This window comes from Paenibacillus sp. FSL K6-2393 (assembly GCF_038002545.1).
GTDB lineage: Bacteria > Bacillota > Bacilli > Paenibacillales > Paenibacillaceae > Paenibacillus.
This window is the reverse complement of the sequence record NZ_JBBOCU010000001.1, coordinates 378208-394123: the sequence shown is the minus strand read 5'-3', so window position 1 is coordinate 394123 and position 15916 is coordinate 378208. Positions and strand designations below refer to the sequence as shown.

The following is a 15916-nucleotide window of genomic DNA, read 5'->3' as shown; positions in this document are numbered from 1 at the left end:
ATGGGCGTGGTGAGTATTCTGACGCATAGTTTCACCGACGGGTACAACCGGGAATTCGGTCGTGTATTTGGGGGTGGACTGGAACGCTACATTCTGGATCTGTGCAGTGTCATCCGAGGACTCGGGCATATTCCCGAGGTTCATCAGCTGTCCTATTTTGAAGCATTCCAGACTCGGACGGAGCAGATTGACGTATTTGGTTATTCGTACGACATGGATAATGTACCGGAAGCCTTTGACCGGATGGCAGCAGCAGCGCGCGGCCCAGTGATCTATGCCAGCTGTCTGTGGCAACCCATCACCTACAAACCCGGCAGTCTTGGCATCTGTCACGGCATTAACTGGGATCGTCCCGGACTTCCACTGGAGACCAAACAACAAGTGGCGGAACATATTCAACTGGCTCTGGATGGACTCGTGCGCATTGTATCCGTGGATTCACATTTCCAGACCTTTTGCCGAGCTGCGTGCACCTATACCGATCCAAGACAGGTAGTCCTGATTCCCAATGCGGTGGATACTTCCTATTTCACACCTGCCCCACCAACGCGAACCTTTGAGCAAGAACAGGAAGACGAATGGCTTGTCGCATGGAAGAATGATCTGGCGAGTTATGAGGAGAATGCTGGTGCAGTTATATCAGGGGTGCAAGCTGTAAAAGGCCAGGGCGGAACGAGTTGTCCTGGAGCGAACAGTGGTAAGGCTAACGGAGATGGAGGTGGGGATACAGATAGCGATCAAGAACCAGAGGGGAAAGAAACGGTAGATCTCCATTTGCAGTTATCGAAACTGGAAGAAGTCGGGGCAGATGGCGAAACGTATAGGTTTGCTCATAACCACCTATATTCAAAGGATTGGGCTACAGATATTCTAGCAGAAGCAGATGCTGAGCATCAGGTTAATGGTCCGATTCAAGGGCAGGTTGAAAAGAAAACTGTGGAGGCCCGTGTGACCTCTCCCCGCCCAATTCGCATTATCTATCCACGCCGCATCAGCATGGAACGGGGTATTATTCCAATGATGCTGGCGGCAGATAAACTACTTGGAGCCTTTCCGGATCTGGAGGTTGAATTTGCCGGGGAACTGGTCGAAGGCAGCACGGTCGGGAGAGTCTTTCGTTACTGGCATCGTACTCATCCACATGCGGAGCGAATTAACCAGTGCACGTATGATTTCCGGGATATTCGGGAGGCCTACCATCAGGCAGATATCGCTGTGATTCCAACTGTGTTCTCGGAAGGCACCTCCTATGCCTGTCTGGAAGCGATGAGCTGTGGACTTCCGGTAATTGCCTCCAATGTTGGCGGATTGAATGATCTGATTCAGGATGGGTTTAACGGGCTATTGGTACCTCCTGGTGAGCAGGAACTAACCGCTGCACTGGTGCGTCTTGTACAGGATCGGGCCGAGCGAGAACGACTAGGAATCTATGCGCGAGAGACTGCACTGTCCTATGATCTAGCCAGGTGGCGGAGCCGGTGGAGCACGGTGTTGGAATCTTTTTTGGCAGAGACAGGATTAAAGGAGGGAATTCGGGGATGATGGATACGCCCAAGGCAACGGAATTCATGGAATCAAGATACATTCGGCAAAGTGACCCTAAAACGGACACATTGGTCTTCCCGCTGCATCCGGCATGGTGGAGCCGTCCCTACGAATATGAATGGGCCCGGCGGTTTGCACGTCCGGACGATGTGGTCCTTGATGCAGCCTGCGGCATCTCCCATCCGTTCAAATTCTGGCTTGCCGAACACTGCCGCGAGGTTCACGCCTGTGACTGGGATGAACGCATTTTGTCTGAAGAGGCGATAAGACTGGATATTGTTTCTGATTTTGGCGAGCAAGCCGCCCAGGATCTGCCGGAATCAACTCTCGTCAGATTGCACCGTGCGCAGGCCAATCTGGCCCAGCTTCCGTATGAGTCGGGTAAGTTTGATCGGGTGTTCTGTATCTCTGTACTGGAGCATCTGGATACAGGCACAATGCTGCGGGCGTTTCGGGAATTCGCCCGGGTGCTGAAGCCAAATGGACAGTTGATCGCTACCTTCGATGTACCCGAGATGCGGCCTGATCTGCTGGAGACAATCATGGCTGTCACTGGCTTAACCATTGAAAATAAGCTGAATGTGGAGGAGCCGGATGATGCCATCTGGTCTGACATGTACGGCACGCCGATCCGCTGTTTTCGAGCGGTGATATGCAAAGGTTGAGACAAATTGGGTTACGTTGAGTTAAGAGCAGAGTGGAAAATTGCAGACTTGAGGGTTCGACCCATTAGCAACGGAAATATACACGGTTCGGGCAATGCTCCGATTACCGGTAGCTCCGTTGCTTTTGCAATTTCAATCGGATGGGCTAGTTCGGGAATATATGGGGATGGAGGTTGGGGACTAGAGACTAGAAATCAGTGATTAGTGATTAGTGATTAAAGATTAAAGATTAAAGATTAAAGATTAAAGATTAAAGATTAAAGATTAAAGATTAAAGGAAATTATAGGTGTACCAGTAACATGTTGCACTGGTTGGTGTACTCTTTGGCAGAGGCTGCGCCGGGTGCTGTCAGGCGCAGCAGGGTGTGCAGGCCCGGCGGGATTGTCTTCGCCGGGCGACCTGTGGCGGCAGGTTGCCGCGCAGTGAGTTGGGCCGATTCGGCCCATTCACGCGCCAGGTTCTGCCGCCCGGCGAGCAGCGCGAGCGTGCCCGCGAGGAGCGCGTGAGCGATGCGCTCTGGGGCGGGCACTTCGTCCGCGTGGGGCTGCTGCGCGCCATCAGGCGTGCCGCACAGCGCAAGCAGCCCTTCGCGGACGCTCGCGGGTGCGCGCAGCAGCCCGCAGCGTGCCGCAGGCGGAAGCGCTGCGAGCAACGCCAGCGCGCCGCGGGGCGGCAGGGCTTGCAGCAGGCGCAGCCATGCGGCCCAGGCGCCTACGCCGGCGAGCGCTTGCGCAGCGGCGAGCACGCAGCCCGGCGCAGACGCGGCACGGCCGCCGGGCGAGCCGCCGGGCGTTGCGCCGCAGGGCAGGCTGCCGCAGCTGCATGCCCTGCCGCTGCCGCGGGCCAAGGCCCCGCGCTGCAGCAACGCCTCGGCGGCGTGGGCCGCTGCGGGCAGTGCTGCCGCATGGCGAGCCGCCGCTCGGGCGTTGTGCCCGCCGGGCTGCTTGTGGCCCAGCGCCCACAGCGCCAGGGCCGCCTCTGGCCCGTGCTGCGCATGCGCCGCCCAGGGCTGCAAAGCCGCCCGAGCCCCGGCGTCCTCGCCCAGCTGGGCCAGCGCTAGCCCGGCGGCCAGCGGCTGGGCCCGCAGCGGTGCAGCCAGCGCCGCCGCATGGCGCAGCAGCCACTCCGGCCGATGCGCGGCAAGCGCGGCCGGGATCAACGCTTGCCATGCCGCAGGCGGCAAGCTTACCCGAGCGGCGGCGCTGGCGATGGCATGCGGCCGCCCTGTCGCTGCGGCCAGCAACAACAGCCGCTGCCATGCTGCCATGCTGCCGGGTTGCATGCCCAGCGCCGCTATGTACGCAGCTTCTGCCTCTGCCCAACGGCCAGCCCGCTCATATGCCATGCCTTCCAGCGTCAGGCTGCGATAGGTCCCAGCACCAGAGACTGATGTATACCTGCTGGCTGTAGAAGCAGCTGATTTAGCCTGTTTTAACCAGTTCAAGGCCACATCCTCTCTCCCTTGATCCAGTTCTAGTACAGCACCAAGCTCCAACAAATCCGGGAAATCCTCATACACGGGCGCCCATGCTTCCACCACAGCAAGCGCCCGTTCCGGGCTACCACTCTCTCGCCAAGCGTAAGCCGTTTTCAGCACCAGATCTGAGTGATATCCACACTCCGGCATAAGCTGTGCCAATAATGGTTGCAACAAACGGAGTGCTTCATCATACTTCGCTTGCTGAAACCATTCGGCGGCCAGAGCATATAACAGCTCCGGTTGATCGCCCTCCTGATTCAACGCGAAACGAATCAACTGCATGTTCCGCGCACCTTTATTTTTAGCGGTAATCGCCTGCTCCAGATATCCGTAATGAATGACCTCAAGCCCAGAATGAAGCACACCTTGCGGAGCCAGTGCCATGATAGATGAAGCGATCTCTTCATGAATTCTGCCCTGAAAGGCAATTCGGGGATCGTTTCGGAACAATCGACATACCGCATCCGTCACACGCTCTTCACCGGACACACCCAGCAGACTTGTGACCTGTATCCAGTACCCCCATACGTCGTCCCTGCTTGTCGCTAACAACTGCATGAGTTCTGTCTTCATCTGCGGAGTCTGTGCCCATACTTCATCCGCATCAAGCACCAGAATCCACGGTTTCGTAGCAGCGGCCAGCGACAGATTACGGGCTTCACTGAAATCTCCGTTCCATTCCGTTCGGATTACAACGGCACCATGAAGGCGGGCAATTTCGATTGTATTATCCACCGATCCAGTATCCACGATGATGATCTCATCCACAACATCCCTGACTGCATTCAAGCACCGCTGGAGTGACCCGGCTTCATCCTTCACGATCATACACAAGCTAATCCCTATGCCCATATTCATCACCACCCCTCACCAACGAAGTTCAGCCCCACCCATTAGCCCGCTGAATTAAGTTGAACTCCCGGACCTGCCTGATACCCTCTCAGCTCTCAAACCCGTCCGCTCCCGGCAACTCCAGCCGAATATGCTGAACGACAGGCCAACAACGGTGCTTCTGTCCATCTGCATGCTGAGCGAACACCTCCAGATGATGATCCGCAGCACTGACCAATCCTTTCACCAGCCAGCTTGTTCCCGTCAGGGTATCCGAAGCCCCGGGGAACGACTCAATGTCACTCATCTGCCCTTTTTCCTTTTTCCCTTCCATCTCTTTCTCCTTCTCTCCCACTCGAACGCTCTCTCCCACCGATAACCCTTCTCCCGCCAATTGCTGTCGACACATCTGAATCAGGCTATGCAGCTCTTTCCATCTCCCTGACTGTACACATCCTTCCATCAACAGTCCGAGCGCCTGCCAGCCATCATACTCTGCTCCCGCAACCGTTACGTCCATGCTGGAGTTCATATCCTTCTTCTTTGTCGCTCTCAGACCAACCGTTCTCCCTGTCTGCACAGCAGATTCCTCATTCGTTCCTTCACCCACCTGCGAACTAAGCTTCAACCACAAGGTTAATGGATCATCTCCGTTGACTTCCTTGCCTTCTATCCACTCCAAACGTTCGAGCCATTGAGCAGACGAGATCGCGAGCAGCCCTTTTTTCCGCTGCACAGGTTCCAGTTTCAGACGCGCCTTGTTCCATCTTCCCTGTTGGATTTGGAGCATCGCCTCCGCCACAGATAAACGCTCCCTCATCTCTGCGGAAGGTTGTGAGGATATAACCGATAACAATTGCAAAGCCGCATCATAACAACGAGATTGCTCCAGAATGCCCAATACTTTGTGTGTAGCCTCTTCCGAACTGAGCGCAAAGCGCTCCCTCACCAGCTCTGGAATCTGATGTTCCTGCCCGGAGACTCGCATAATTCGGAATATCCGATAGAGCGGCGGTAACAGACTCGATTTGGCACGTACCGCTTCCACGTAAGCATCCACCGCACCCTCCAGATCTGCCCTTCCTTCGAGCAATCGCCCTAACGTATACCACGTCTGATAAGTGCCGATGCCTTCTTCCGTATGATATATGGGTGGAGGTGGTCCCATGCGAACAGCTTCACGGAGCGAATATTCTGCCCGATCTGCATCGCCCAATGCGTCTGCACACACCCCGCGATGGTGCATCAGATCCGTGTACTCTGGAAAGAGTTCAAGCGCAGCATCGATGCGATCTAATGCCTCCTGCCAGCGATTCAGGTGCTGGAGACAACGAATTTCATATTTAAACAGCAGATGCGCGTAACTGGTGACCGCAGGATCAATTCCCGTCCGAGCCACACCAAACGTCTCCAATGCCTGCTCCGCTTCCCCCACACGCAGATACTCGACACCCAGATTATAATGATGGAACGGTTGATCCGGTTCTTCCTCCACTGCCTGTTGCAGCAGGCGAACATTACGGTTCACCTTATCTTTGCGCTCCACAATCGCCGTCTGATACCCATAATGATGGATGACCATGTCCGTCACATGAAAAGCAGCCTCTGAATTCCTACGGCAAATCGCCGCCGCAATCTGCTCATGAATTCGACCTTCGAACCGATGCTCCGGGGCATTACGGAAGAGACGCAAAACCGGATTCACGGTAACCCCCTGCTGACCCGTACCTGTATAGTTATGAATGTTTAAAAACAATCCGTCACATCCGCTGACCGCCGTCCAGCTCCTGATCTGCTCCCGCGCAGCCCTATCGAGCGCCTCGTCCGCATCAAGAAAGAGAATCCAGTCGCCGGAAGCGCGCTCCAGGCCAGCATTCCGTGCTGCGGCAAAATCTTCGCACCACTCAAACCCCACAACCACCGCTCCATATTGCTGCGCAATCTCCGCGCTGCGATCCGATGAACCGGTGTCCACCACAATAATTTCGTCCACCGCTCCCTGGACACTGGCAAGACAATGAGGCAGCAACTCTTCCTCATCCTTCACGATCATGCATAGGGAAATTCGTTCCGCTCGCAAGCTGATTCCTCCTTTCCTTTGCATGGAAAAGCGTACGCCATGGGATGCCTTCGGTCGTTCGCAGCCTTTTTTCCAGTGCAGCATGCTGTGCCGCGAGTGACCCTACCGACGGAGAACGAACCAATTCCTGCCGAATCTCCTCCATTGCCAATTGCATGTAACATACAGCAGCTCCAGCTCGGGCCTGCCGCATATCAGGCTTCTGCTCCAGAGCCTGCTCGAACAGAGACAGCGCATGATCATTGTGGCCTTTGGCATACAGCGTTTCACCTAGCCAGAATAAACCTTCAGCATCCAGTTCACTCTCGGTCATGCACTGAATGAGGATGTTCGCGGCTACCATGGTATACCCCTGACGATACAGTAGACTTGCAAACTCCCGTCGTAAAGTTATAGCCGTTCCCCAATGGTCACGCATCATCATGGCCCGCAACTCATGCAGTTGCTCAGCAAGTGTAAGCTGTCCTGTCTTTACGGCTTGCTGCACAACCTTTTCTGCTACCATCTCTGCCTGCGGACCCCATTGCATAAGCTTTTGTTCTTGTGAAGCAGGTTTTATGCTTCGCGGCTCTTTGGTTAACTGATTCAGCAGTCGATCCATGACCTTCCATACGTTCTTTTCTTGTGGAAGCGTAGTTGCGAGGAACGCCTCGGATAATCGTAATCCGTTGGTCCAACAAGCCAGTGCCCAATCCATTCTGTGCTCAGCCGGCAGATTGACTTCATTTACACACCCTACGCTCCAGTGTTCTTCTGCCAGTTGTAGTGCTTCGGAAACCCTATTCGCACATAACATCCAATGTATTCGATCCGCTACATGTATACGAGCAGTACGCGCATCTGCATCCAGTATTTTCAATGCCTGTTCATATGCTCCACAGCCTGCTAGAACATAGATCACATACACCAGATGATCCTCATTCTTCACTGCATATGAATGTGGCATTTCACCACGAATCGAATCACCGCGGCCCGATTCCTTGATTCCTCGGCATCTGGCAAGCAATGTTTCTGCTATGTTCGCATCCGTTTCACCGGATTGTTGCAGCACATCTGCCAACCCTGCCCATGCCGGGGCATATGTGAACATGCTGTCCAGAGCCAGCCCGTACAGATGTGCAGACTCATTAAGGAATCCCCGTTTCTGCGCAAGTCTTGCCATGGCGGTATAGGCTCTGTAACTGTCTGAACCTGCTTCTGTTACGTATGACGTGCCTACCGCGCTACTGCCATCACTGTGTCCAACACGGTCTATTCCCTCCCGGCAGTTCGTTGCTCGTGCATAGGATTGATATGCACGTTCCTCCAAACCTTGCTGCTCCAACGTCTCCCCATACAACAGGTGCAGATCAGCATAGGATGGATAACGCTGCCTTTCCACCGCCAGAATGGCATGTGCCTCGTCAAAATGTTCCGATCCTACAAGGGTCTTTGCATAATCTCTAACCAGTGTAGAACGATATGGCGCGAGCGACTCTGTCAGGCGCAATGATTCACGGAACGCTTCAATTGCCTTTTCGACCTGACCAAGCTGGCAATACGTTACTCCCAGATTGTACAAGTGAAAAGGCGGTTTCGGGTCATCCTGTAATTCACGTTCAATCAGTTTCAAATTACGTCTTGGCTTATGCTCTTGCGCAATCGTTGAGGCCAGATATCCATCATGAACCAGACATAGTGGAGCAAGCGGTTCAGTCTCGATCAATTGGCTTTGTTCATCCGTATAGGTCTCGCTCTTATTCATATCAATAGCCTCATCCTGGCCAAGCCTGCTTGGGCTACTACGAACCAATTGCTCATGAATACGCCCCTTGTATCGATATCCCTGATGAGCACGGAACAGCCTCACTGGCTGAGAGATAACGCTCTCTTCTACCCCTTCACCGTATCGATTCTCTATGGCAATACGTAATCTCGAAATGCTTTTATGGACTTTAGGTAAATAATTCAGCAGTTCTTCCAATCCCTGCGTAACGTACTCATCCGCATCCAAACACAGGACCCATTCCGTGCTCGCCAGAGGCAGACTGATATTTCGTGCATGGGCAAAATCATCTTCCCAACAGGCGTGCAACACCGTTGCTCCGTACATTCTGGCGATCTCGGGTGTACGGTCAGATGAGCCAGTATCGGTGATAAAACATTCCGTGCTGATATGCTTCAAGCTGTCGAGACAGCGGGGCAGGTGATGTTCTTCATTTTGCACAATCATATGAATTCCAAGTAAACGGTTCTTCAAATCCAACCACCTCCAATACAAAAAAGTACATGAAGTCCACCAAAGGAACTCCATGTACCTATATGACAAATAAATGGGTTATGTGCCTTGTCCATTGAAGAACACATCAATCGTGCTTGGTGCGCCGATTAGGCTGGAGCGGTAGGAAAGACGCGTATATTTGAGAAAACGCTGCGGTACCAATACATCCACTGACCCGGACAAAATGCCCGTTACTGTCGTCACATCCGTGTACCAGTTTGTTCCGTTGGCGCTAATCTCAACAAGAGCATCTACCCGGTTCACACCCGGCCCCCGGTTATATACAAAGAAAGAATACGTGCCAAATACACTGGTCGTAACCGCCGGGAGCGCTGTGAAGGTGTTTGCGGTCGGGGTGCTTATGAGTTGGGACTCCTGAAAACTCTTCTGTGAAATGGACGTAACACTGCTAAGTGTTCCCGCGGTTATTGTAGCACCGAGCACGCTGGTAATTGTACCATTCAGCAGATTTGTCAACGTCCCTGCAGTTACCGTTGCGCCAAGTACGCTTGTGATGGTTCCGTTCAATAAGTTTGTAAGTGTTCCTGCGGTAATCGTTGCTCCCAATACACTCGTGATCGTACCATTCAGCAAGTTCGTCAACGTACCCGCTGTTACCGTTGCACCGAGTACGCTGGTAATGGTTCCGTTCAACAGGTTCGTCAGTGTTCCTGCGGTTATTGTCGCTCCGAGTATACCTGTGATGGTACCCGCTGTAATCGTGGCCCCGAGCACACTCGTGATCGTTCCGGCGGTAATCGTCGCTCCCAATACACTCGTAATCGTACCATTCAGCAAGTTCGTCAGCGTTCCTGCGGTCACCGTGGCCCCGAGCACGCTCGTGATCGTTCCGGCGGTAATCGTCGCTCCCAATACACTGGTAATCGTACCATTCAGCAAGTTCGTCAGTGTTCCCGCGGTCACCGTAGCTCCGAGTACACTGGTGATCGTTCCAGCTGTGATCGTCGCCCCAAGTACACTTGTGATCGTACCATTCAGTAAGTTCGTCAGTGTTCCTGCGGTCACCGTGGCTCCGAGTACACTCGTGATGGTACCATTCAGCAAGTTCGTGAGTGTTCCTGCTGTTACGGTTGCCCCGAGTACACTGGTAATCGTTCCGGCCGTAATCGTTGCACCCAATACACTGGTGATCGTACCATTTAGCAAATTCGTTAATGTACCCGCTGTAACTGTGGCTCCAAGCACACTGTTGATCGTACCTGCCGTGATCGTCGCTCCAAGTACACTTGTGATGGTTCCGTTCAGAATGTTGGTAATGGTTCCGGCGTTAATTGTAACCGTGGTCAGACCTGAGATGTTACTGATGGTTCCGTCCAAAATAATACCAACCACGTTCCCGCTCGTATCCGTTCTGACAGGCTGGGCTGTGCCTGTACTATCCTGGCCGAAAATCAACGTTCTCAGATTATCCGGATTCGTATTAAACGTTGTAAAGTTAGGCATGTGCCTCGTCCTCCTCCCTGGTCAAATCTGTGAGATCATAACTCCCTTATGGCATACGCTGTGCCTGAAAGTAAACATCGAGCCGGGTCGGTTGATCCGGTTCAACGGATCGAATTGCAAGCCGGGTATAGTGCAAAAATCGCAATGGTACCAGCGCTTTGGTCTGGCCTCCCGCGACCACCTCCTGGCTGTCCACAGCATAATCTACGGCATTGGGGCTGATCTGGATCTGTACAAGAGCCGGATGTTTTCCCCGATTCACAACGCCATAGGTATACATGCTGAGTGATGAGGTGTCTTGTGCCGGGAGTGAATCCATGCTGCTACTGGTTTCGGCTCCGACATACGTATGCTCTGTAAAACAATGAATAGCACCAGGGAGTTTCGTGCGTGAGGAAGCACCCTGCTTGAACCGGGGACGAGTAATCCGGGAACAAGGGGGTTTCAGCAATTTAGCGCGGCAGGAATGACGGGAGCGGCGGCGACTGACATATTTAGTTGGTTGCTTCGTTCTCTTCTTGCTTCGCTTCGCTGTTCGACTCATCTCGATTTCCCCTTAAAAAATGTGCTTACGCATCGTATGCCCGGTTTGTATATGCGGGCACGGCATCTGCCGTTATTTCCAGATATACGGCTCAGTCCCCAATCCATTTTGCTTCTTTTCACATACACTGCAAGTACAATGAAATGCGAATCAATCGGAATGTTGCTCAAATGAACTGGTCTATGGGAGGTGGATGAGATGACCAACTATAATGTATTCAACCAATCCAATCGTCCCCTGTTTACTCAACTGACCAATACCTTCTCAGCCCCCGGCATTGAAGCGTCACCAGACAGCGGTGCAGCTGCTGCAGGCAGCTTTTTTGCCCTGACGACCAACAATACCTCGATTCCTTCCAACCAGAACCTTCTTCTACAGATCTTGAATGCGGCCGGCAGCGGCCGAACAATACGCATATCCAGCCTCACAGGAGGCACAACAGCGGCGGCTACTCTTGTTATCTATTCAGGAGGAACCGTGACTGTTGGTAGCACACCAGTGCCCGTCAATACATTACTGGGCAATACCAATGCCAGTGTAGTTACCACAAGGCAAAATACTGGTACTCTGGGGGGAACCTTCACGAGTATTGCAAGTATTCCGCTCACCGCAGGAATTTTTTCACTGGATCTGAATGGCTCCATTATTGTGCCACCGGGACAAACATTATCCATTAGCGTAGGCACGGGGAATCAGACGGCAGCCATTAATCTGTTCTGGTGGGAATTCTGAGTTTGATCCTGATAAAAGGAGGTGCACACATTGCCAAACAATAATGTATTCAACCCGTTAAGCCAGCCCGTCTATACGTCCAACACAAACACGTATATTTCTCCAGGCATTGTTGCACCTCCGGAGAATAATGCTGGCAGTACAGGCAATCTGTACAATGCGGGTTCCACCAACTCCACAACACTGGGCTTGCTGGGAGGAACGGTTATCGCCACCGTACAATTGGCCAATCCAGCAGGGAGTGGGAAAACCCTATACGTATCACGACTCTCCGGTGGAATCACGGTTGCACTGAATCTGTTGTCATCCTTCAGCGGTTCCATGAGTCTGAGCGCTAATGGAACACTGACATCGCCCACCACACTCACGCCGGTAAACAGCAATCTTTCCAGCAGCAATACCAGCGTAGCCATCGTACGATTCTCTGCTGCTGCGCCTTCAGGAGCGACCCCATTGATGGCTATGCCCCTTCAAGCAGGGCCGTTTCTATCCAATGAATTTGGCCGTTACGTGGTTCCTCCGGGTCAAGCTATTAACCTCTCTGTCAGCGGATCACTTTCGGTTGGTGGACTGATGGCCTCTACTGCTTATTTTGCTTGGTGGGAAGTGTAATTCGCTCAATCGTGCTTAACAATGCAATGTGCAAACAGCCGCCTTCGGATGAGTACCGAAAGCGGCTGTTCGTTATATTGTAGATGTAATGATATTTAAAAATGTCCGGGCAAAGGCTATCAGGCCGATTCCTGCGGAATGATCTCTTTGGCTTCAGACACGAGAGGTTGCTTTCCCTCCCACAAAATGCGTTGCAGCAGTATGCCGGCAAGACCAATCACCAGCGTAGCGAGACCGATATATTGAAAGGTAGGGCTCGGCCCTGCAACTCGGATGAGCGCTCCACCTGCAAGTGGAGCTACGACCAGTACAACACTGGATAGTGAATTTTGAATGCCGAAGACGCGCCCTACATAGGCAGGAGGGGTCTCTTTTTGCAACAAATAATTCAGAGTTACCATAAAGAGCCCATTACCCAGCCCAATGCAGAGGCCCCAGATAATAACCCAAATTTCAGGTGTTTGTGGGCCGATCCACCCCAGCGCAGCAATTCCGGCACCCACGAACAGATATCCTCCACCCAGTCCCCACCCATACCCAATTCTCGGCAAACGATTTAATAACAAAATGATGACTACTGCCCCTGCTCCTGCCGACGACCCCAACCAGCCGAGCAGTGATTCGTTACCTGGCTTGATCTCTCGAAACAGGGTCGTAAACTGATAATCAATCATAAGAATGGCCATCAGTCCAAAACAGCCGAACAAAATCGTACTCAGCACGGTGCGAGTGCTCCGTATAAAATGCCAGCCTTGCTTCCATTGGGAGAACAAGGATTCCGATCCATCCTTTTCACTATTAGCACTTCCGTCTGATTCAACGAACTCCGACTTCTCCACCAAACGCCGCAAGGGCCATAATACCACACCCGACAACAGGCGGGTACAGGCATTAATGACAATACAGATTTGTGGTGAGAAAAAGGCCAAAATGACTGCACCCAGAAGTGGTCCCGCCACTTTCGAACACTGGCTCACAAAACCGTTTAGGGACGATGCCTGAAACAGATGCTCCTCTGCCACCACCTGACGGGTTAACGCCTGCTGAGCTGGAACGTGAAAAACTCCCATCATGGCCCGCAGAGCAAGAAGCGGAAGCAACCATGCCGGGCTTGGTGCGAATAAAATAGCAACGGTTAATCCCACGGTGATCACATCACACAGGATCATGATTTTCACTTTGTGCAGTCGATCAGCAAGGGCACCAGCAAAGGAGCCCAGCAGTATACCCGGGACAGCCATACATACAGGAATAAGCGCAATGATCAGCGGATCGGCGCCCCAACGGTAGGCCACCATCACCTGGATGGCGAGTGCATCGAACCAATCTCCAAACGTAGCCAGCGAGTATGCGATAAACATGCGGACAAACCGGAAGTTGGTCCATAAGCTTTTGGAAGATTGCGCAGATGAGGCGGGTGATTCGGTGGGTTCATTGGATGTGGGTTCATTTGAAATGACGGTCATACTTGTATTTCCTCCCTTGATTACAGCCGCTTGTGGTCTGTATGTTCCTTGGCTGTAATCATAAAGGAGTTATATCAGAGGAAGATCAGAGGATGGGGAGGTAGGAGATAAAAAGTTACGTACTTCATCTGCAATTTGTTGTCCATATAAGGGAACACCGTAACTTTTGCCGATCTCAGCGTACACTTGACGATACTTACTCCGAAGTCTGCCTTCGATTCGATGATGACCCAGGAATAGGAGAATCTGATATGCAGCATTCAGATATAGCGGTGCGTTCAGCGACATTTTCAATACATCCAGACCGTCATCCATTCTTAACTCTGCCTCACGAACTCGTCCTTGCCGAAGTAACCATAAGCCCTCCATCACCTGAAAACGTCCGATCTCTCGCAGATACGGGGCATCCTTCAATCCCGCTCGCAGGACTGCCATCTGGGCCTCAATAGCTTCACCGCTGCCACCCCACAGTTCCACATACAACGCTGCAAGTGCTACAGGCAGTCTGAAATTCTTGAGCTCGTCAGTCTCTATTACACGATACGTTTCTTCAAGCTGCGTTTTGGCACGTTGATACTGGCCCACCTCTACATAGACTTCAACGATGTTCAGAATGCGGAGTTCGCGAAGCTGATCGGCAGATAATGCAGATGAACTCAATGCCTGCTCATACAAAGGTAAGCTTTCTGATGGTTCAATTAGCGAATGAACAAAGATCAATAACCAGTATAAGCGCTCTTCAAAAGCGATTTCTTTCGTTGTAATCAGCCATTCCAGATCTCCCTGTATAAAATGAATATACAACTGATAATACGGGACAATCTGAATGCCAAGCGCTTCTTGCTGTTGAACCAGGGTCTGTATGGCATTTCCCTGCCCAAACAAGTGATATTTACGAAGTAATCCGTGAATGACTTCCTGCATTTCTGGGTCCTGAGCAGAAGGGCTAGCGGGTAGAGCGGACTTGTTCTTCTGCACAGCAAGCCGGTATCCATAGCCCCGTACCGTGTCCAGACTGATCTCATCCCAGCGTTTCAATTTCTTGCGCAGGCGATAGATATGATCGTCCACGGTGCGTTCAACCGGATATTCCAGCGGCCATACCCGATCCAGCAGTTGACTGCGGGTGAAGGCTTTTTCCTTGTTTTCATACAGAAAATGCAGCAGTGCAAATTCCTTGGCGAGCAGGCGAATGGATTCCGTTCGCCGCGTGACCGTATATGTCCCTTCATCCCATTGCAAAGACATGTCAGGGTCCTCCTACTATGTATAATTCGCTATTCCAAAATAATATAGATTCATTCCATTTTCTTCAACGTGTTCAACATACCACAAAAAAAACCTTTGCGAGAACGCAAAAGGTTTTTTTATCGTTTATCTTATAGATAGCTAAATTGTAGACGCTACGTATATCTGTTCTTCCAACAAGTATTACCTTGCCTTAACCCAGTACGACACGATCATCTGCCATTTTTTTGCCGCTAATCCGTTCGAATTCACCAAGCAACTCAGGCACGGTTAACGTACGTTTGCGCTCTTCGCTGACATCCAGAATAATTCGTCCTTTGTCCATCATAATCAGACGGTTCCCCAGACGAATCGCCTGCTCCATATTGTGCGTCACCATCAATGTAGTCAGTCTCATCTCACGCACAAGTGTCTCCGTCAGTTCCGTGATCAGTTCGGCACGTGAAGGGTCAAGAGCTGCCGTATGCTCATCCAGTAGCAAAATCTGCGGCTGGGTAAACGTAGCCATCAACAGGCTAAGTGCCTGCCGCTCCCCGCCAGACAAAAGCCCCACTTTTGCATTGAGACGCTTCTCCAGTCCGATTCCCAGCTTCTCCAGTTGCGTGTTGAAAATCTCACGTCTGGCACGGGTAACTCCGAAGCCCAGTCCGCGTCCTTTGCCACGTTTATATGCCATCGCCATATTTTCTTCAATGGACATATGTGGTGCTGTACCTGCCATCGGGTCCTGAAACACCCGGCCAATCCAGCTGCTGCGTTTATGCTCCGGCAGATTTTTAATGGAGCGGTCATTGATCAGTACATCGCCCATATCCGGCTTCATCACACCCGAAATGATGTTCATCAACGTGGATTTACCGGCTCCGTTACTGCCAATCACCGTCACAAAATCTCCCGGATTCATCGTCAGATTCACGCCAACCAGCGCGGTCTTCTCATCCGTTGTGCCTGGGTTGAACAGCTTGGTTACTTGCGTAATCTCCAGCAT

At 52.2% G+C, this 15916-nt stretch carries 12 protein-coding genes; 4 read left to right on the top strand and 8 right to left on the bottom strand.

Going from position 1 to position 15916, the window contains the following annotated elements; genetic code table 11:
* Both MHI14_RS01735 and MHI14_RS01730 read left to right on the top strand, forming a co-directional pair.
* Entirely contained in the window at positions 1-1542 is a 1542-nt protein-coding gene (locus MHI14_RS01735) for a glycosyltransferase family 4 protein (RefSeq protein ID WP_339311276.1), read from the top strand.
* Positions 1539-2210 carry a class I SAM-dependent methyltransferase gene (locus tag MHI14_RS01730; RefSeq protein WP_339311278.1) on the top strand — a complete coding sequence of 224 codons (672 nt, stop codon included), beginning with the start codon at positions 1539-1541 and terminating at the stop codon, positions 2208-2210. The genes MHI14_RS01735 and MHI14_RS01730 overlap by 4 nt, the downstream gene beginning before the upstream one ends.
* A gap of 281 nt (positions 2211-2491) precedes the next feature.
* Here the strand turns inward: MHI14_RS01730 and MHI14_RS01725 are convergent, their stop codons facing one another.
* From MHI14_RS01725 to MHI14_RS01705, 5 genes are all read right to left on the bottom strand, one after another.
* Positions 2492-4519, bottom strand: a complete 2028-nt coding sequence (locus MHI14_RS01725; RefSeq protein ID WP_341129765.1) for a glycosyltransferase family 2 protein — start codon at positions 4517-4519, stop codon at positions 2492-2494.
* 112 nt (positions 4520-4631) lie between these two features.
* Positions 4632-6575: a glycosyltransferase gene (locus tag MHI14_RS01720; protein WP_341129764.1), complete on the bottom strand. Its 1944-nt coding sequence runs from the start codon at positions 6573-6575 to the stop codon at positions 4632-4634.
* On the bottom strand, positions 6559-8841 hold the full coding sequence (locus tag MHI14_RS01715; protein WP_341129763.1) for a glycosyltransferase: 2283 nt from the start codon (positions 8839-8841) through the stop codon (positions 6559-6561). The genes MHI14_RS01720 and MHI14_RS01715 overlap by 17 nt, the downstream gene beginning before the upstream one ends.
* A gap of 78 nt (positions 8842-8919) precedes the next feature.
* Positions 8920-10326, bottom strand: a complete 1407-nt coding sequence (locus MHI14_RS01710) for a DUF6385 domain-containing protein (protein WP_235200712.1) — start codon at positions 10324-10326, stop codon at positions 8920-8922.
* Positions 10327-10372: 46 nt separating this feature from the next.
* On the bottom strand, positions 10373-10870 hold the full coding sequence (locus tag MHI14_RS01705; RefSeq protein ID WP_133386207.1) for a DUF6385 domain-containing protein: 498 nt from the start codon (positions 10868-10870) through the stop codon (positions 10373-10375).
* Between the two features lie 198 nt (positions 10871-11068).
* Between MHI14_RS01705 and MHI14_RS01700 the strand changes: the two genes are divergently transcribed.
* Both MHI14_RS01700 and MHI14_RS01695 read left to right on the top strand, forming a co-directional pair.
* Entirely contained in the window at positions 11069-11602 is a 534-nt protein-coding gene (locus tag MHI14_RS01700) for a hypothetical protein (RefSeq protein ID WP_249913767.1), read from the top strand.
* A gap of 30 nt (positions 11603-11632) precedes the next feature.
* Positions 11633-12214 (top strand): hypothetical protein, encoded by a 582-nt coding sequence (locus MHI14_RS01695; RefSeq protein WP_133386209.1) that lies wholly within the window; start codon positions 11633-11635, stop codon positions 12212-12214.
* A gap of 119 nt (positions 12215-12333) precedes the next feature.
* Here MHI14_RS01695 and MHI14_RS01690 read toward each other — a convergent pair whose 3' ends face one another.
* The 3 genes from MHI14_RS01690 to MHI14_RS01680 all read right to left on the bottom strand — a co-directional run bounded on the left by MHI14_RS01690 (position 12334) and on the right by MHI14_RS01680 (position 15916).
* Positions 12334-13680 carry an MFS transporter gene (locus tag MHI14_RS01690; protein WP_341129762.1) on the bottom strand — a complete coding sequence of 449 codons (1347 nt, stop codon included), beginning with the start codon at positions 13678-13680 and terminating at the stop codon, positions 12334-12336.
* A 69-nt stretch (positions 13681-13749) separates the two neighbouring features.
* Positions 13750-14928 (bottom strand): winged helix-turn-helix domain-containing protein, encoded by a 1179-nt coding sequence (locus tag MHI14_RS01685; RefSeq protein ID WP_339311288.1) that lies wholly within the window; start codon positions 14926-14928, stop codon positions 13750-13752.
* Positions 14929-15121: 193 nt separating this feature from the next.
* Positions 15122-15916 (bottom strand): ABC transporter ATP-binding protein, encoded by a 795-nt coding sequence (locus tag MHI14_RS01680; RefSeq protein WP_100528246.1) that lies wholly within the window; start codon positions 15914-15916, stop codon positions 15122-15124.